This window comes from Pseudoalteromonas sp. OANN1, assembly GCF_024124685.1.
Taxonomy (GTDB): Bacteria; Pseudomonadota; Gammaproteobacteria; order Enterobacterales; family Alteromonadaceae; genus Pseudoalteromonas; species Pseudoalteromonas piscicida.
In genome coordinates this window covers 171,735-190,478 of record NZ_JAMXSE010000005.1, presented here as the reverse complement: position 1 = coordinate 190,478, position 18,744 = coordinate 171,735, and the positions used below count along the sequence as shown (strand labels likewise).

Here is an 18,744-nt window from a genome sequence, read left to right as displayed (position 1 = left end):
GATTTATGAAGTTTAGACACTTAGTATCTATGAAACTGTGGAGCTTAAAATGCGATTGCAACTCACTCTCTTAGCGTTGATCTTGGCGTTCGCTTCGAGTGTAGCAGACGCCAATAGCCGCAATGATAAGAATGTAAAGACGATTACAAAAAAAGAAGCTGTGTCTCTGGCGCTTGATAAGTACGCTGGGAAGACGCTTAAGATTTCTGAAGAAAATCAGTTTTTTGTGGTAAGAATTCTCCAACCAGATGGTCGAATTGTTGACTTAAAAGTCAACAAGAAGACAGGTGAAGTAAATAAGGACTAAGGATGCGTATTTTAGTTATCGAAGACGATATTCAACTAGCAGAAAACCTGCGAAATGCATTAGAGAAAGAAAAATATAGCGTTGACTTGTGTCATGATGGTGAGTCTGGATTATTTCACCTTGAAGAATATCCGTTAGATATGGCAGTGATCGATCTCGGCTTGCCAAAACTTGACGGTATTGAAATTATCCGTAGAGCACGTGCTAACGGCGTTAAGATCCCTATTTTAATCTTAACGGCACGCGACCGTTGGCAAGACAAGGTAGAAGGCCTTGATGCTGGAGCTGATGACTACCTCACTAAACCGTTTCATGTTGAAGAGCTGATTGCGCGCTGTAATGCACTTATTAGACGTAGCGCTGGACAAGCAAATCCAGAGATTTGTATTGGTCCAATCAAAATCCACACTCGCTCACAGCAAGTCTGGGTTAATGATAACGAGCTATCACTAACGGCCTATGAATATAAAGTTTTAGAATACCTAATGGTTAACCCACAAAAAGTTATTTCTAAATCTGAACTCACAGAGCACATATACGATCAGGACTTTGACTTAGACTCTAACGTCATTGAAGTGTTTGTCTTAAGACTGCGTAAAAAGCTAGACCCTGATGGCACTCTGAACCCTGTTGAAACCCTTAGAGGACGTGGATATAGGTTCAAAAATCAGTGGTAAACAGCTCTCAAATTTCGCTTAAAATAAGACAAGGATTTATCCTTGTCTTTGTGCTTATTATTGCCCTTCCCGCGCTGTTTTTCTCCGTGGGCAGGGCTTATTATTCTTCTTTAGTCGATGCGACTGAAAAAACATTGGAAGCCCACCTCTACTCACTTATCTCTGAAGTCGAATTTGTCTCTAACGGACTCGAAATGCCTCGCAGTATTCTTGCACCTGAGTTAAACAGACTGAATTCTGATACTTATGCTCTGGTCTATCAAGATAACTCCCTCGTTTGGTATTCCGAGTCGGCTGTAAATCTCTCAATTTCACCTGACTTTTCAGAAAACCAAGCTGGAGCATCTGAGTTTAAACGAGTTGAATATAATGGTGTACTGTTTTGGCAACTTAGCCTAACTGTTATTCTCGGAAATGCAGAGCAATCGCAGCAAGCCCGCTTTGTGCTTTTAAAGAAAAATGACGCGCTGATGGAGTTAATGTCAGGGTTTAGAAACACCTTGGTCAACTGGATGCTGGTTATGGGTGTGGTGATAGCAGGATTGATGGCATTTGGGTTTGTATGGAATGCAAGGCCGTTACAGCGATTGGATAAAGAAATTAAAGAGATTGAGGCTGGCGAGCGCGATAAGATCACGGGTCTTTACCCCGTCGAACTCCTAACAATCAAATCCGACTTAAACCTACTATTGGAATCTCAAAAGCGTCAAAAAGAGAGATATAGAGCGTCACTTAGCGACCTTGCGCACGCGTTAAAAACGCCCCTTGCGGTGATTAAATCCAGTCCACTGGCAAAAGATGCAGACGCTCAGGAGCAACTAGACAGAATCAATGCGATGATCGAACATCAATTGAAACGTGCTGCAACGGGTGCATCCGATACATGGAAGAAGCAAACATCAGTAAAACCCGTACTAGACTCAATACTCAACGCCATGACTAAAGTGTATCACGACAAGCACATTCAATTTTCCTCCGAATGTGGTGAGGAGGTTGCATTTCTTGGCGATAAAACGGACTTAATGGAAATTCTTGGTAATATTATAGATAACGCCTGTAAAGCATGTGGTTCCTTGGTCGATATAAAAGTAAGTGCACCTAAAAAGCGCCTACTAATCATAGAAGTAGAAGATGATGGCCCAGGCATTCCAGAGCATCGCCGCTCAGAGCTGCTGACCAGAGGTGCAAGATTAGACACCTATGAAGCTGGCCACGGCGTAGGAATGGCTATCGTATCTGATTTAGTTAAGTCATATCACGGCTTGATGCAAATCGGTACTTCCCAACATGGTGGCGCAAAATTTACGATAGAGTTTAACCATGAAAAGAATAATTAGCAGTCTACTGGTATCGGGATTAACCTTTTTTGTGATTGCAGACGACGATGTCACACTACAAGACTGTACGAAGTATGAGTCAACGCATCCGGAAAAAGCAAAAAAATTCCTCATGTGCCTGGATGGCAATATCAACTTACTTGAACGTCATCGTCAAACCTGGATCACTAAGTTATTGCTTGATACTAAAAAGTATCAAGCGGACACGGGTAATACTCAGATCTTGCCAATTATGGAACGTGCCCTTCGCAATCAGGAGGAATATATGGAAGATAGCTGCCGGTGGCGATACTTACTAGATATGCCAAACGCGACGCGCTCAGCGACGGCTTATAAAAATTGCAAAATTGCATTCTTAAAAGCCCACATCATTGAGCTGAAAAGCAGTAAAGTATTGAAAGAAGATTTGAATCTCTAGCCGCATTTTTGATTAGATTATTAGGTGGCAAGCCTTAATAACCTAAGCTTCAGCTAATAACGAGTAAAACGCTTAGAAAAGGAGCTGTTTGTAGCTCCTTTTTACTTGCGAGTCTCAGCGTTGTTAAGATGTTTTATTATCGGGTTGTTCTGAACCGAGAAGGATTGCAAGCCATTTACCTTCTTCACTGGTTTCAAGGGCAATTTTCACAACCATGGTAAGCGGCACGGAAAGCAGCATTCCCACAGTTCCTAGTAACCAGCCCCAAAAGATTAACGAGAGAAACACGACTAAAGTCGATAAACCTAACCCTCGACCCATAAACCTCGGCTCGATAATATTGCCCATTAAGGTATTAATACAAATGTAACCCACCGCGACAATACCACTCACCAATGGTCCTTGTGTCACTAAGGCCAATAAAACAGGCGGCACAGCCGCAATGATTGAACCTATGTTTGGAATATAGTTAAGCAAAAATGCAACTACGCCCCAAAGCACGAAGTAATCAACACCTAACGCCCATAAAAAAACAGCCGCTACGACACCTGTCGCCAATGACACAAGCGTTTTAATCGCCAAATAGCTATTGATAGAATCTAAAAATCTATCAATTTGCTGCATTTTCATCTCTGGATCGTCTAAGGCAAGATGCACTTTGTGGCCCAAGGAAGGCGCTTCAAAAAGCATGAAAACGACGATAAGCAGAATTAAAAAGCTATTTGCCATCACACCACCAAAGCCAGTTAACATATTGGTGGCCACATCGATTAGCTTATTTGGGTCTAGCATGCTAATAAGTTGCTGTTTATCCAATAAGATATTGTAGTTCGCGGCAGTACTGACCAACCAAACGAACTTTTCTTGTAAATCTTCTTTATAAGTTGGCAGCTGCTTGGAGAAATCATTGACTGATTGCCCAACAAGCCCACCAATACTTGCACCAATTAAAATCACTAGTGCAATAATCACCAGAATGGCCAGCCCTTTTGGTATTTTAAAACGGGCTAAAAATTTGAGCATAGGATTACAGATAATCGCAATAAATGCAGCTAATATAAACGGCACGACAATCTCAGACGCGAGCTTGATACCACCTAACACTAAAAATAGCGAGGCCAAAACCACCAGCGTTTTGTTAATTCCAGTCAGTGAAGACACAGTTCACTCCTTTTGCTTTTTTACCATTCTAAAACAAACCACCTATAATGAAAATGAGTGATCTAACTCCTTGCTAAAACGTAGGTTTATTTGATTACAATAAAGAGTATTGAGAATGAATATATTTATAACAGGCGCAACAGGATTAATTGGTAAAAAGCTATGCCAATTTTTAGTACACAGACATAATCTGATTGTACTGACCCGTTCGCCTTCAAAAGCTGCAAACCTATTACCAAGTGGGGTTAATTGCGTCACCGATACCGATGATGTCGACTTTAATGAGCTTGATGCGGTCATTAATCTTGCGGGTGAACCAATCGCCAGTGGCCGGTGGAGCAAAGAGAAAAAACAAGAGATCTACAATAGCCGGATAAAAATCACTGAGCAAATCGTTGCAGCGATAAATACTGCGACGTCAACGCCCAAGGTGTTTATTTCAGGTAGTGCAATAGGTTTTTATGGACGCCAACCGGATAACTTGACCATCACTGAAGATTTCAAGGATTACCATGATGAATTCTCTCATAGGCTGTGCAAAGATTGGGAAGATACCGCCTTTAGAGCCGAGTCAAGCCATACTAGAGTCTGCATCTTAAGAACAGGCATTGTGCTTTCAAAATCGGGAGGGGCTTTGGCAAAAATGTTGCCGCCTTTTCGGTTTGGCGTTGGCGGTCCGATTGGTTCTGGAAGACAGGTGATGTCTTGGATCCATATCGACGATATGATTCAGGCAATAATGTATCTACTTAAACATGACGAGATCTGCGGTGTTATTAATGCAACAGCCCCTAACCCAGTATCAAATAAGCAATTTTCTCAAGCCTTAGCACGCGCTATCTCACGCCCTTGCCTATTTACCGTACCACCGTTTGTCCTCAAATTGGCATATGGTGAAATGTCAGAATTGCTATTGTACGGCCAATGCGTCGTACCAAAAAAACTTCTCGATGCAGGTTATCGATTCCGCCACGATCACATTGAAGGTGCCTTGAGCGCGCTTAACTTATAACTTTTGTGCAATACTTTCTTCTGGCGCTATATAGAGCTTTTCTCGCGTTAAGACTTTGTCCAGATAATGTTTGGTTTCATCATAAGGTAAACTTTTGTCTAGCGCCGCTAGTACGTTTTCTGGTGAGAGTGAATTAATGATCTTTGCCGCTTTTGTGATTGATCTTGAGTCATCAGCATTAAACACACGGGCAACATTGCCAGCACCCGTATTGTAAGCCGCAATGATGCAATACTTACGACTAAGTGGGTTATGTATTTTACTCAGGTAGCGTTTATCGAGAATATTCAGGTAAGCGGTCCCCGCTTCAATATTATTGTCCGTCACATATAAATAAGGCGCCGACATCGGTTCATCGCGATTGTACAACATACGATTCACATCAACACCCGCACTCGTCGGTACAATCTGCATCAAACCAAACGCAGGAATATGTGACTTTGCCATTGGGTTAAAGTGGCTTTCGGTATGCATAACCGCAAAAATTAAACTTGGCTCAATGTCAAAGCGCTTCGCTTGTGCATTCACTTGGCTAACATAACGTTCTGCTCGATGCTTGGAAAGTTCAGTCTGTTTGGGTAGCTTAAGCACGATTTCAGATACGACTGTTGCTTCACTTTTACCGGTATTACTTGCAGTTTCTAATAGCTTTTTAAGACGTTTTTGTTTTAACAGTTCAAGCTTTTTCTGTTGCGCTTGTTGTTGGGCCTCTGCTAATTTTGTATCTTCGCCGTCAATGATGGCCTCATCTGTCTGGCGTTCTATATAACGTTGCTGTTGTTCAAATTGGCTCTCTATTTGCTTTTTCGCTGCGATCAACGCTTTTGCACGAGCAGCGTTATCCACTTCACGTTTTGTTGTTTCACTTTGGTTTACCGCGAGCGTATCAGCATTAAATACATCAATTACTGCACGGTCTTTCGCGATAAATTCTTTATATAGGGCTTGAAGTTGAGCCTGCGATACCTTTTCATCTGCCGCATGCCTAATGCTTACGACCAGCTCATTGGCTTCAAAGTCGACAACCATTCTGGATGATAAATCATCACTGTAGGTGACAAATGCGGCTTGATCAGAAACAGTTATATCTCCCCACTGTTGGATCACGTTATCACGAAAGGCATCGTACTCTTCAAAATGCTCTTCGACATAATCAGCAAACTCACTTAATTGTTGGCGTTTATATTGCTCAAACTCGCTCAGCTCTTCATCACTAGGCTCGGAGGTTTGCCAACGTGACATTTTCTCTGACAGCTCTTCAAAAAGCTGGGCTTGACTCGCCACCGCACTTGGAATGGCACTTAACGCCATGACTAAAAATGAGTATACCGATTTGCGCATAGAGCGTTCCTTTCAAAAAATTAAAGCGTGAAACTCACGCTTTAATTAGTTAGCCTTGCAATTTCCTTCTCAAGATCTTTTTCCGCTTTGTAAGCTTTAAATTCTTGATATAAAAACTTTTCATCCTGAGGGTTTACACTACGCTTACTTTCTTTGATCAAATCTTTGAAAAGCTCTTTAGTCTGATCAGGTGATAACGTCGTCAATGCACAGAAATAGTCTTTACCAGAAATATCGATAACATCGGCCTTAACGATACGGGAGCCATTTAATGTTTGTTTAGTAAGTTGTTTGGATACAGAGCTAAAGGTTGCGCCTACCGTTGTATCATCGTTTGCATCTGTACGGTTCGCGAATGTCTTATCAAGGCCTTCGATGCGTGTTTCAATCTGTTGAGCAAGAGCAAGACGTGCATTTGCAACTGCCATTTTTTGATCGATTGAAATATTGCCCGAGTATTTCACACAATCTGCTGCCGCTATACCATCTTCGATTGTTGGATTGAGAACCCATTCTGGAATATTAACTCTTGGACTTGAAGCCGCATCGTCTTTACTTGAACTACAAGCCGATAGTATCCCTATAACGGCCATTGATATAAGTAGTTGTTTTGCTTTCATGTTGGGTTCCTTAATTGCCCTGATTACGGAATAAAATTTATCAAAAAAATCATTGATTAACAGTAATAAATTGTAAAAACGATTTTTAACAATTTAGCACTTTCAATTCAATTTTTTACTATTTAATTTATTGTTATATGATTGAACACAACAACACTGCCATTATAAGAACAAGTATGCAAGGAATGCGATTCCAAATTGATTTATATAACTTCATGATAAAACTCTTGATCTTTACGGGTTGCTTGATGCTGAGCGGCTGTAACTTGACCCCTAAAGCCAACAAGCAGGCCATAGAATACGCGGAGCAAGGAGATTTTATCTCAGCCCAACAGCGTATTGACTATGCCTATAAAAACTCATCTCGTGACGAGCTATTATATTATCTTGAATCCGGTATGTTAGCTCATTTACAACACCATTATGAATTAAGTAATCAACATCTTTCTCACGCCAAGGAAATCATTGAAGCCGCCTACACTGTCAGTATCAGCGACCAGCTTTTTTCCACTTTTACTGGTGCAAGTTACAAAAAATATACTGGCCGCGCTTTTCATAAACCCATGATCCATACATTAATGGCGCTTAATTATGTGTCGTTGGCAAACGCGTCGAAGGTAAACCGTGTTGCTTTGTATGACTCTGCACTGACAGAAATGCGCCAACTGGACTTATATCTCTCTCAATTACAGCAACAAACCGGAGGCTATGTAAGTCAACAAAAAGCTGGAAGTGATATTGAGCAAATTTTTAAAGCTATTTTTAATCAACCATTTATCAGCGGTGAACTTGAGTATAAAGACGATGCATTTGCACAGTATTTAAGTGGCGTTTTATATGAGCAACAAGGCGAGCTAGATAGTGCTCGGATCCAATATGAGCGAGCGGTGAGCGCATACAAAAATGGCTTTAGTAAACAATACAAACTAGGTCAATATGCAGGCCAACAAGCACAGCAAGATCTCAACAGAATGGTTGCAGACAAGGAAGAAAACTACTTCACATTAGTTCAAAGCTTAGGTGTATCACCGCAGCGCAAAGAGTTTAACCTTTATCTTAGACCTGATGAAGAGGCACAAGCGATAGTGATTACGCCGATTTATTGGGGGACAAAAGAAGAACGCCAAGCCCAGTTCGCATGGTTTAATTTAATGTTTGCTGATACCAGCTTGTTTGATCTCATTCAAAACTATGCAACAGGTGACTTTAGTGATGTTGTATTAGGCACTGTCACAAAACGCTTACCCCTTGGGGATAAATTATGGCAAAAAGCCGTAGACGAAGGGGTGATTGATGCACTCAAGTATGGCAGTAGAATCTCGGTTACTTACTTACAACCTCATAAAAACGATATCCAACGTGTTGCGCTTTTCGCTAACGGACAAAAACTTACAGAATTACACCCCTTTTATTCGGTAAACTTACTCACACTGTATGACGCGCTAGGTAATGCCAATATGGAAATTTACACCGCTATTTCTCGAGAAGTGTTAAAAGCAGTCACAGCAAGTAAAGCGATAAAGCAAGTTGGCATCCAGCAGAACTCGCTGTTGGCAGGGCTTGCTCAGCTAACATCATCTGTCACCAACGCCATTACAGCAGCGGCAGATACTAGACAATGGCAATCTTTACCAGGTGAAATTAGAGTGGCTCGAGTGAAATTACCCGAAAATACCACCCACCTGCAATTGCAAACCCAATTAAGGACTGGCAGAGTGATTAAACAGGATATACGGCTGAATCAAACAGCACCGTTGCTTAGCCACATTCGCACCTTCACCGGTGCAGCTGAACCAGAAAAACAAAATTATTTATCATCTTTAACTAACATGGACTGAATACATGAAGCCTAAATTTGCAGTTAAATTAGTTGTCCCAATGCTCATCGCGTCTAGCGCAGCGATGACGGGTTGTTCTTCAACAACCAAAGTGAGTCGCGTGGACACCAATGAAGAAATAGCGCTTTCAGATAAATGGAATGCCAAAGACTCTCAGTTAGTTGCTGAAGCAATGATAAGCGATATGCTCGGCTTCCCTTGGGTACGTGAACACCGTGCCAAAGAAGGCACTCGACCCGCTATCATTATTCAATCTGTTCGTAACAAGTCGCATCAGCATATTGCAGTTGACACTTTTTTGAATGACCTCAAGCGCGCCATATTGCGAAGCGGGCAAGCTGACTTCGTCGCAAACCGCTATGTACGAGATGAAATTCGTGAGGAAAGGCGAGACCAAGAGCTTAATTCAAGCCTCGAAACTCGTAATGAGATCGGCCAAGAGCAAGGTGCTGATTATGCACTATCCGGCACAATTAACTCATTTGTTGATGAACAAGGTGGAAGTCGAGTCACTTTCTACCAAGTAGATCTTCGATTAATAGACATGACGACTAACCGAGAGGTTTGGAATGGACAGAAGAAGATTCAAAAACTTCAAGAGCGCAGCGGGTATGGTTTCTAAACGTCTAGTATTACCTCTGTGTATTCTACTTAGTTTATCGGCCTGTCAGTCTACTAAGCAGGCTGTTGCAAAGGAAGAAAGCTTACCCACGTGGGCTACGCAGCAGCCGAGCTCCGATTATCTAGTGTATGGCGTTGGTTCAGCGAGTCATATTGTAGATAGGACGGAAGCCAAACTTGCTGCCCAAGAAGCAGCTAGATTGGCGATTGCCAAACAATTAAATGTGGAAATTGAAGGAACGACACAAGTTGCTCAAAGCCAGGCTAATGGCGATTTTTCGTATCGAGTGGATGAGATTTTATATTCTCGAGTCCCAAGCATACAATTACAGGGGATCAATATTGAGCAGGAGTTTTACTCCTCAGAGCAAAAAACGGCCTATGCCCTTGCCTCATTTAACAAGATTGAGTCGAGGATGCACGCTGAGCTTGATATTAGACAACTTGACGAAGAGATCAGTAACGCGACTATTTCGGCACTAACCAATTCAGAAAAACTAAAAGAAGCGATGGCAATTAAGCGACTAATCGCCAAAAGACGCAAAGCAAACGAATATCACAGGCAATTAGGTGGCGGCAGCATTGCCATACCAACCTCAGTGAGCAACAAAAACAAAATGCTGAATGATTTTATTCAGTCATTAACTTTTAGTATTTCATCAAAGTTTTGGGGACAGGAGTCTATCCGCAACCAGTTAGCCGAAAGCTTGACTAAGCAAGGTCTTACTGTTGTGGGTGAAAAACAAAGTGCAGACTTTCAAATTGACTTTCGCGTAGATTTCGAAGACGTAAAGAAAAACAGCACTTATTATGTTTTTGCCAACTCGAGTTTAACACTCATGGAAAACGATAAAGAAAAGGCGCATGTTTCTGCACAAATAAAAGCAGCGTCTAGTTTTGAAAACATGGCTAAGTCTAATGCTGAAGAAAAGTCAGCAAAGATGCTAAGCAAAAAGCTGACGATGTTAATCATTGATAGCAAAATCTAAAGTAAGGCCCTTTTTTATAGGGCCTTACTTATCTCTTCCTAAAATGACTTCACCACTTTAACGCTGCTATCTGCGGCTCCCGAAGACACAAACCCAATTAGGTTAGGGTTACTCGCAACGAGTTTAAGTACCTCAGCATCATCGGCGGCTTCTTTTGGCGGTGTCCCTTTTCCAGTAAATACTAATTTTGACCAATAAGCTTTAAGTTGACTTGATGACTTATTAAGTACCTTTTCATTAAACTCATCGGTTACCGTTGAGCCATCAGCCTGAGTTATCGGAAGTGCTTTAGAGCCATCGGAGAATGATTTTGATTTACCGATAAAAATTTGCTTAATTTCATTCTCATCAAGTGTAGAAGTATTGGCAGGGTTGACAATGACATCCACGGCTAGACAACTAAAAGCGCTGCAAAGTAGAGTAAGTAAAAACAATTTTTTCATGCTTCTCTCCTTAAAATACCATGTCGATGCCAATTGTAATGGCTTTACTATCACCCGCGACCGCTAAACCAACGGAGTTATCCTCCACCTCATCATACTGAATCTTGAAAGCAGCGGAGGAATGAAAATCCCAACGTACTCCAAACGAAGTCGTTTCATGGCTTTCGGCATCCTCGCCCTCGCCTTCAAAATCTGCGTAAGATACAAATGGCGTGATATTGTCAAAACGATAGCCCAATGTCAGCATCTTGGTATCTAGATTACCGTCCAAGTCCAACCGATTTAGCTCAGATAAAATAAAGAAATTTCCCCAGTCTGCATTTACTGCTAAACCATAAAACTTACCATCTCGCTCATCACTTCCCTCCCATAAGACAGGCTCTCCAGAACGATATCGCTGGTTGGTGTAGCGCATATGGGTTAAACGTACTTCAAGCCAGTCATTACTGGTTTGAATTACGCCGCCTAGTATGTCTTTCCAGATTTCTCTAGTTGGTTCTTGAAAGAAAAACTCGCTCAACAGCTTATTGTCATCATCGTCTTCTTTACCCGCGTAAATATTCCCGCTTAATGACCAATCGCCTATACTGCCGCTGTAGAGCATATTGACGCCATTATAATTAAAAATTTGCCAGGTGTAGTTGTCCGCGGGTGCACGCATCCAAATATAGGCGTAACCCACATCATAAAAGTCGGAATAATAGAATAGTGGTAAGCGTTTTTTACCTGCTTGGAAAGTCCAATTCTCATTAATCTCATAGGACAAATAAGCCCACTCAAACTTTGCATCAAAATCATCTGCGCCGCGCGCAACAATCTGACCAGTAACGCTTAAACCTTCGGTTAGATCAGCACTGAATTGAAGACCCATCAGTGTTTCAGGTTCAAATGAGATATCCTCGTCGTAAACACTGACGATAGGATAATCGGCGAGAAATATTGGATCGTTTATTCCAAATTGTGGAACACCACTTCCGCTCAACACCTTACCAGCATTGATACTTGCGAATCCGGAAAAGTTAACCTCTGCATGCCCTGAAAAACAGGCAAGGCAAAGGGTACAACCTAAAGCTAGTTTCATCTTCATTGTGATTCATCCCAATTGCTTGTTCTACAAGTACTACATTGCAAGTATAGTTAAATTTAAAAAAATGCTAGCAAAAGCAGCAAATTGATAAAAATATTTGCAGAAAAAGGGATGAAATAGGAACAAAAAGCAGCTTACGCTGCTTTTTAACAACTAAGATTCATCGTTATAATAACGTTCAATTTGGTCCTTCAAGTTAGGCGGTACACCTTTAATCGTAAGCGTATCAGTCGCAGCATCATAAATAACCCGCTCACCCAAATGCTTCCGTTCAAAGCCAACGCTTACTCCACCGCCAAGCCCAGAAAATTTCACCATACTTGTTACTGTCTTTTTATCGACAGGAAAGCTTTCTTCCAGCTCATAGCCCTGCTCTTTATAAAAGTCTTCAAACTTCACGTCTGCAGACTTCGAAAGCGTCTCGGACAGTGTATTAACATCTGCGTCCTCACCGCTTGAAACACAGTCGTTACAGTAATCAAAAATTTCCTTGCGGATGTCGTCTTTTTCAGACTTTTCAAATTGCTGTGTAGACAAATAATCCTCAACCGCGTGTAACATAGTTTGCGATTGCTGCTTTGGATCGATCCCCTCTTCACAACCAAGAAAATCTAAAAAGAAATCAGCAACTTTTCGACCCGCACGCCCCTTAATGAAGGAAATATAACGGTTTTCTTCTGCGGCCGTATCCCAAGCATCTAAATCGATTCTCGCAGCCAATTGCATACGTGAAATATCTAAGTGTTTTGCTGCGGATAAGTCTAAGTCTGAGGTAATTGTGTAATGTTCTTTAATATTAATCAGTGCAATCATAATAAAATTGCTGGCAACATACTGATAATGACAAAACACTAAATACCCAGTTTCATGAAATGCATATTTATTAAGCTCTTCTTTAAGCACATTGGTTGCTTCTTGGGTTAAATTCCAAAAGTTAAGCTCATTATTTCTATAACTCTGCATCGCAGACGCGACCAGACTGCTTTTTTCGCCGCTAAAAGCACAGAACCCTTTACCCGGTTTGCCATTGTAGGCATGATGCAATTGTTCAATGAAAACATTAACTTTGTCATTGATTTGCATTTCATCGTCACGTAGATGTATTTCGGTATCTTCGTCTTGTTTGTCTACATAGTGAACAACTAGTTTTTTTACCTCAACGCTCATCTTTGTTTTTCACGCCTCTAATGTTAAAATGTAAAAATTATTGCTTTTATAAATTGAACCAACTGATGCCTATCCAATCAAAGTATTCCAATAAACAAGTAGAAGAAATTGTTGACCAATTAGTTAATGTATTAAGCTCGCAAAACGCACCAGTTGATCTCAGCTTAATGTGTTTGGGTAATTCTATCACGCACATTCTAAAAGAACATGTTCCAGAGAGTAAGAGACAATCTGTTGCCGAAAATTTTGCCAAAGCACTTACACAATCAGTAAAGTAACGGAATGAATCTTACACCGCACAGCCCTTTTTCATCAAAAGCAAGTCAATTACTCAGCTGGGGACACTGGTTTACCTTTGCTAACATTGGCTTGGTTTTACTGATTAGCTCAGTTTATTTGTTCGCCGACAAAGCACCAAGTACCTTTGTCGGTTGGTTTTATATGCTGATCACGTGGATAAGCCATACCAGCTTTATCACTTTTTGTGCGTTTGTATTAACTATCTTTCCGCTTAGTTTAATATTCCCATACCCGCGACATATTCGCGGCATGGCTGCAATTATTGCCTCGGTTGGTATTGTGGTATTAACTGTGGATGCCTTTGTTTACCTACAACTTGGCTACCATATCAACCCAGCTTCGCTTTCCGATATTTTCGTTTTATTGTGGGAAACCTTAGTCGGATCATCCCTAGTTAATCTCATCATTACCATTGCAATGCTTGGACTGGTGCTGACTTTTGAACTACTTGCAGGCAATTATGCTTGGCGTCATTTAGCCGAGCTAAAATCCTATAAATTCCCGCGCTATGCGACTGGCACTATTGTTACCTGCTTTGCGCTCAGTCACAGCTTGCATATTTGGGCCGATGCGAATGCCTTTTTCGATATCACTAAGCAAGATAATGTATTACCTCTATCTTATCCAACAACCGCAAAGAGCTTACTCGCCAGACACGATTTACTTGATATCGAGCAGTATGAAGAAGCGCACTCACTAAGCATTGGTGATACGCATTCAAAATACAAAGCCCCTGTGATTTCGGCGGTATGCAAAGAAAAGAAAGATACCACAGAGCAACCTATCAACGTTTATGCTTACACAGATGAGGCGCTATTCCAAAAAACAGCAGCAGCACTTCAGAGCAACGGGAAAAATAACGTGTTCCGAATAGATTCTGTTTTACGCGCAGGAAATAGCAGCGATGCGCTATTCAGCCTGATTTACGGTCTACCGAGTTATTATAAAGAGTCTGTCCTGCTGCAGCAGCAAGTTCCGGTATGGTCAATTAATAATGACTTAATGAGTGTTAATACTAACGGCGAGTTCTCTTTTGTGCCTTCTCATCAAGCAAGTAAATTAACAATCATTGAAGTAAGTGACGAAATTGACATTGATAGCTCAAAGCCGTTCGTGGCAATTGATATTAGTGCACAGCAAGCGACGGTATTAACCAGTTCTGCGGTAACGAACATTGAGCTGTTTGCTCAGGCTTCTGGTCTTGTACAGCCCAATGACATCACCTACACCCTGTTAAGCTCTTATCTTGGCTGCGACCCCCTTGCTCAACAAAGTATGCTGGCATCGAACATAAAAACTCGCTCTCATGCAGAAGGCGTTAACTTTACCCAAGGTGTCTTAGTTGCCTTCAAAAAAGACAAAATCACCTTAGTCAATCAAGATGGCAGCTTCAAGCAGATGTCAGCAAAGGAAGGCTTTGTGTTAAACGGTAGTCTAGATATTCCATTTTTAATACAAAGTATTAAGACATTAAAAAAATTCACAGCCCCTGAAGCACAATAACCTTGAACAAAGTGGGATGTCATCTATGGTTAAGTAGATATTAACTGTTACAGCAAGGATGCCATATGCAATTGTATCTAAAACTACTTGTACTTATTTTTGTCTCTACTCATTGTTTCGCCACAACAACGGTAAAATACTTCAAATGCACGACCGACAGAGGCATCGTTTTTAGCCAATTTCCCTGCTCGGCCAATGCGACCCAGCATACGATAACTACATCCGATCCTAAAGCCTCAGCTCCCTCAAAACAGCACTATAAAACGCTAAATAATTTGGAACGTAACCAAATTGCGAAAAGGACAAAGCGTGCGCTCAGAGCCAAACACCATGAAAAAGCCGTGCTCAATCGCAAAAGAGATACCGCGGTTAGAGAGCAACAAGATAAGTTAACTAAACTGATGAATGAAGACAGGCGTAAAAAGGTCGTCAGACAAGTTAAAAAGGAAATAAAGGCCATTAATAAGGCACATGCTAAAGCGATTAAAAGCCTAGAGAAAGAGATTTCAAAATTAGAAAAGCAACTCAAAGAATATGAGTGATATAGCCGCTCAATTGCATGGATTGCCTTTTTGAGAATCGCACTTTAGCCAATGAGCATTCGCTATAATTATGCAAATGCCTTGACTGGTATTACCAGATGACTTTTCGAACATTACCTTGTAAAGTGAAACCACTCCGCGTGGATAATTTATGAGGGATGTAGATGCAAGCACAGCAGTTAGCAGAGCGAATTTTATCAGGTTTCCAAAACCACTATCACGCATTTGTAAAAATTACCAAACTGGCACCCATCGCTTTTGCTGCTCAAAATTGGGGAGAGATAGAACGAATAAGTAAAGCGAGGATCAGCCAATACGATAGCAAAGTTGATGAAACCGCACACAAGTTAATACAACTCTATGGCTCGACGCAACTGGATGAATCGCTATGGTATCAAGTAAAACAGGCTTACCTTGAGCGTCTTACCTTTCATCCTCAACCAGAGCTTGCTGAAACTTTCTATAATTCAGTTTTTTGTCGCCTCTTTCACCGCCGATATTACAATAGCGATTTCATTTTTGTTGAAACCCAGCTAGCTAACGCCACGTCACTCCCTGTAGAAGCTGAGTATCGAAGTTATTTCCCAGTCGTCAATGGCCTCAAGCCCACCATAAAAAGAATTATTGAACACATTGACTTTCATTGTGAATTTGAAGATTTAGATAGAGATATTCGACTACTCGTTAAGGCGTTTCTTAAACAAGCACCTAACACGCATCATCAAGCGCATTTAATGCGCTTCGATATCCTCAGCGCACCTTTCTATCGTAATAAAGGTGCCTATATTGTCGGCCGAGTGGTATCTAAATCTGGTGTACAGCCGTTTATCATTTCGGTATTACATGCACAAACTGGGGGCTTACTGATCGATGCGCTGCTTACCAATAGCTCACAAATGCGGGTGATTTTTGGTTTTGCGCGTGCTTACTTTTTAGTAGAGACCCATGCCCCATCTGCGCTAGTTAAGTTTTTAAATCAACTCATGCCAAATAAAACAAAAGCTGAACTTTATAACGCCATCGGCTTTCATAAGCAGGGGAAAACCGAATTTTATCGTGAGTTTTTACACCACTTAGCTAATTCCGAAGAACAATTTGAAGTCGCTCCAGGTACACCCGGTATGGTGATGATGGTATTCACTCTGCCAAGCTTTCCCTATGTTTTTAAAGTGATCCGTGACCAATTTCCAGAAAGTAAGCCATTTACAAAGACAACCGTTTTAGAGCGCTATCAACTGGTAAAACGCCACGATCGCGTAGGTAGAATGGCAGATACGATTGAATATTCCGATGTAGTGATCCCACTTGCACGTATTTCACCTGCCCTTTATCAGCTGTTGCTGGATTCTATCTCTCAAAGTATACGTATTGAGGGAGACAATATGGTGATAAAGCACTTGTATATTGAGCGCCGCATGACACCGCTCAACCTCTTTGTACAGCAAGCCGATGAAGAAACGTGCGAGCAAGTCATTAGAGATTATGGCTATGCGCTCAAAGAGATGCTCGCTGTAAACATTTTTCCAGGTGACATGCTGTTAAAAAACTTTGGCGTGAGTAAACACCATAGAGTTATCTTCTATGACTATGATGAGGTGCAATATCTCACGGAAATGAACTTTAGAGCGCTGCCAAAACAAGGGCTCGATAATATGTACGACTCTGGCGATATTTCCAGTGCACCGCAAGACGTCTTTCCTGAACAGTTGTGTACATTTGTTCTGACAAATCCTACACTAAAGGAAATGTTTCTGCGCCATCATGCTGATTTGGCTGAGGTGTTGTTTTGGCAGCAAGCACAACGAGATATTCGTGAGAAAGTCGTAAGACATATTTACCCTTATCCACATGATAATCGCTTTCTCCAAGATGCCAAAAAAGAAGAATAATATAAAGGAAAACTGAGTGAACATTAGTAAAATTGACCTTAACCTGCTGGTTTACCTCGATACCTTACTTCGAGAATGCAATGTAACACGCGCCGCAAATCAATTAAGTATTACCCAACCAGCAATGAGTAATGGTCTTAAGCGTCTCAGAAACCTCTTTAATGACCCTATTTTAGTACGCACCAGTGAAGGCATGGTGCCAACAGAGCGCGCGCTTGAGCTGCAGCCTGTGATCCGTGGCATACTCATGACTTTGGAAGAAACCTTAGCCCCTAACAGGGAGTTTGAGGCAGCGAGTAGTAATCGAGTATTTAGGATTATGGCCAGCGACTATGCTGCAAGTACGCTTGCGCCAAAACTTCTAACTAAACTTCATGAAGAAGCCCCAGATACAACCCTTGATATTCTCACCCCGAGTGATGTTACTTTTCATGATGTAGAAAATGGCAAGGTAGACATGGCAATTAACCGCTTCGAAAACCTACCGCAATCGTTTCACCACAAACGAATTTGGAAGGATAGTTTTTGCTGTCTGGTGAAATCCGATAACCCCGTTATTACCAACTTTACGCTTGATGCCTATTTAAAATCTCGCCATATTTGGGTAAGTAAAACTGGATTTGGCGTTGGGGTCGGAATGGATCCTGCAGATGTACAGAAGCTTGGCTGGGTTGACGAAGCGCTTGCACACTTTGGAAAACATAGAAACATCGCAACTTTTACACGTAATTATCATGTTGCAATTCATTTAGCAAAAGAGCAGAACTTAATCGCAACATTGCCGTCAAAAGCCGCGAATATCTATCGTGATGATCCGACCTTAGCGGTTCTGGAGCCGCCATTCCCTATTCCGCCGTTTGAGTTAGATATGATTTGGAGCCCGCTATTACACCGCGATGCGAGCCACATTTGGTTGAGACAAAAAATTGCCGAGGTAGCTGAAGAGCTAGCATAGCGATATAACTAAGCTTTGCTTTGGTGCGCTTTTTGAAATTGGTATCGCCAGCTAATTGAACTATCCTTTTATCTATATGCATAAAAGGTGCAATAGAGCATGGCGAAATTCTCTTATAGAGCAACGGTTGATAGTAAAGAGAAACTTATCCACGCAGCCGCATACGGGGAATGCGTGGAAGCCAATATTATTGAGATGTACAAAAATTTAGGGCTTGCACTTAAATCGAATCAGCTAAAGAGTTTAGTTATCGACGTATCTCAATTACATATCACCTACGATTACCCAAGCGTCCTAACCGTTTTACAAAAACTCAATCAATTTGTCGATGGGATCACTCTTGCTCGAGTTATCTCCCCCTCAGACACCAAAAGTGGATTAATTGAAGCATTTGCTGACAAGCACGGTTTAACGATTAAGAACTTCGAGAACTACAACGACGCAGTGGCTTGGGTACATACTGTGAATCCAAAAAATAATTAAGAATATTCAGAATAAAGTCATGATATCAGTGATATTATTTTCCGTTGGTCAATA

Annotated in this window: 20 protein-coding genes; 14 read left to right on the top strand and 6 right to left on the bottom strand. The window is 41.4% G+C overall.

The genetic code is table 11. The features are described from left to right. Positions 1–49: 49 nt before the first annotated feature. From NH462_RS06845 to NH462_RS06830, 4 genes are read left to right on the top strand one after another with little or no spacing between them, the layout of a single operon-like run. A complete protein-coding gene (locus NH462_RS06845; RefSeq protein WP_010374059.1) occupies positions 50–307 on the top strand; it encodes a PepSY domain-containing protein in 258 nt (85 codons plus the stop codon). A gap of 2 nt (positions 308–309) precedes the next feature. Beyond that, entirely contained in the window at positions 310–984 is a 675-nt protein-coding gene (locus tag NH462_RS06840; protein ID WP_010374057.1) for a response regulator transcription factor, read from the top strand. Beyond that, positions 978–2,321 (top strand): ATP-binding protein, encoded by a 1,344-nt coding sequence (locus NH462_RS06835; RefSeq protein WP_010374055.1) that lies wholly within the window; start codon positions 978–980, stop codon positions 2,319–2,321. The genes NH462_RS06840 and NH462_RS06835 overlap by 7 nt, the downstream gene beginning before the upstream one ends. Beyond that, on the top strand, positions 2,305–2,739 hold the full coding sequence (locus NH462_RS06830) for a hypothetical protein (protein ID WP_010374053.1): 435 nt from the start codon (positions 2,305–2,307) through the stop codon (positions 2,737–2,739). The genes NH462_RS06835 and NH462_RS06830 overlap by 17 nt, the downstream gene beginning before the upstream one ends. A 123-nt stretch (positions 2,740–2,862) precedes the next feature. Here NH462_RS06830 and NH462_RS06825 read toward each other — a convergent pair whose 3' ends face one another. Beyond that, positions 2,863–3,900: an AI-2E family transporter gene (locus NH462_RS06825; protein ID WP_017219139.1), complete on the bottom strand. Its 1,038-nt coding sequence runs from the start codon at positions 3,898–3,900 to the stop codon at positions 2,863–2,865. Positions 3,901–4,015: 115 nt separating this feature from the next. Between NH462_RS06825 and NH462_RS06820 the strand changes: the two genes are divergently transcribed. After that, the gene (locus tag NH462_RS06820; RefSeq protein WP_253105036.1) at positions 4,016–4,912 is read left to right on the top strand and encodes a TIGR01777 family oxidoreductase; all 897 of its coding nucleotides are present in this window, start codon (positions 4,016–4,018) and stop codon (positions 4,910–4,912) included. Here the strand turns inward: NH462_RS06820 and NH462_RS06815 are convergent. Together NH462_RS06815 and NH462_RS06810 are read right to left on the bottom strand one after the other, a co-directional pair. Continuing rightward, positions 4,907–6,253, bottom strand: coding sequence for a murein transglycosylase domain-containing protein (locus NH462_RS06815; RefSeq protein ID WP_253105034.1), 1,347 nt, complete (start codon positions 6,251–6,253; stop codon positions 4,907–4,909). The genes NH462_RS06820 and NH462_RS06815 overlap by 6 nt on opposite strands. A gap of 41 nt (positions 6,254–6,294) precedes the next feature. Then, complete coding sequence (locus tag NH462_RS06810) at positions 6,295–6,873, bottom strand: LPP20 family lipoprotein (protein ID WP_253105033.1); 579 nt, start codon at positions 6,871–6,873, stop codon at positions 6,295–6,297. A gap of 176 nt (positions 6,874–7,049) precedes the next feature. On the opposite strand from NH462_RS06810, the gene NH462_RS06805 reads away from it, so the two are divergent. The 3 genes from NH462_RS06805 to NH462_RS06795 are packed head-to-tail and all read left to right on the top strand — an operon-like array spanning position 7,050 to position 10,321. After that, the gene (locus NH462_RS06805; RefSeq protein ID WP_253105030.1) at positions 7,050–8,711 is read left to right on the top strand and encodes a hypothetical protein; all 1,662 of its coding nucleotides are present in this window, start codon (positions 7,050–7,052) and stop codon (positions 8,709–8,711) included. 4 nt (positions 8,712–8,715) lie between these two features. Next, positions 8,716–9,333, top strand: a complete 618-nt coding sequence (locus NH462_RS06800; RefSeq protein WP_017219134.1) for a penicillin-binding protein activator LpoB — start codon at positions 8,716–8,718, stop codon at positions 9,331–9,333. Next, complete coding sequence (locus tag NH462_RS06795) at positions 9,281–10,321, top strand: hypothetical protein (protein ID WP_248694158.1); 1,041 nt, start codon at positions 9,281–9,283, stop codon at positions 10,319–10,321. The genes NH462_RS06800 and NH462_RS06795 overlap by 53 nt, the downstream gene beginning before the upstream one ends. A gap of 38 nt (positions 10,322–10,359) precedes the next feature. Here NH462_RS06795 and NH462_RS06790 read toward each other — a convergent pair whose 3' ends face one another. From NH462_RS06790 to yejK, 3 genes are all read right to left on the bottom strand, one after another. Further along, entirely contained in the window at positions 10,360–10,764 is a 405-nt protein-coding gene (locus NH462_RS06790; protein ID WP_010374038.1) for a phosphate ABC transporter substrate-binding protein, read from the bottom strand. Positions 10,765–10,774: 10 nt separating this feature from the next. Then, positions 10,775–11,851, bottom strand: a complete 1,077-nt coding sequence (locus NH462_RS06785; protein WP_010374037.1) for a porin — start codon at positions 11,849–11,851, stop codon at positions 10,775–10,777. A gap of 153 nt (positions 11,852–12,004) precedes the next feature. After that, positions 12,005–13,018, bottom strand: a complete 1,014-nt coding sequence (yejK, locus tag NH462_RS06780; protein ID WP_253105029.1) for a nucleoid-associated protein YejK — start codon at positions 13,016–13,018, stop codon at positions 12,005–12,007. Between the two features lie 65 nt (positions 13,019–13,083). On the opposite strand from yejK, the gene NH462_RS06775 reads away from it, so the two are divergent. The 6 genes from NH462_RS06775 (at position 13,084) to NH462_RS06750 (ending at position 18,690) form a co-directional block, all read left to right on the top strand. Continuing rightward, positions 13,084–13,296, top strand: a complete 213-nt coding sequence (locus tag NH462_RS06775) for a DUF1414 domain-containing protein (RefSeq protein ID WP_010374035.1) — start codon at positions 13,084–13,086, stop codon at positions 13,294–13,296. A 4-nt stretch (positions 13,297–13,300) separates the two neighbouring features. Next, positions 13,301–14,821: a DUF3413 domain-containing protein gene (locus NH462_RS06770; protein ID WP_253105027.1), complete on the top strand. Its 1,521-nt coding sequence runs from the start codon at positions 13,301–13,303 to the stop codon at positions 14,819–14,821. Between the two features lie 65 nt (positions 14,822–14,886). Beyond that, entirely contained in the window at positions 14,887–15,363 is a 477-nt protein-coding gene (locus NH462_RS06765; protein WP_253105025.1) for a DUF4094 domain-containing protein, read from the top strand. A 164-nt stretch (positions 15,364–15,527) separates the two neighbouring features. Continuing rightward, a complete protein-coding gene (aceK, locus tag NH462_RS06760) occupies positions 15,528–17,252 on the top strand; it encodes a bifunctional isocitrate dehydrogenase kinase/phosphatase (protein WP_253105023.1) in 1,725 nt (574 codons plus the stop codon). A gap of 16 nt (positions 17,253–17,268) precedes the next feature. Then, positions 17,269–18,207 (top strand): LysR family transcriptional regulator, encoded by a 939-nt coding sequence (locus tag NH462_RS06755; RefSeq protein WP_010374031.1) that lies wholly within the window; start codon positions 17,269–17,271, stop codon positions 18,205–18,207. 99 nt (positions 18,208–18,306) lie between these two features. Beyond that, positions 18,307–18,690, top strand: a complete 384-nt coding sequence (locus NH462_RS06750; protein WP_017219128.1) for a hypothetical protein — start codon at positions 18,307–18,309, stop codon at positions 18,688–18,690. Positions 18,691–18,744: the final 54 nt, after the last annotated feature.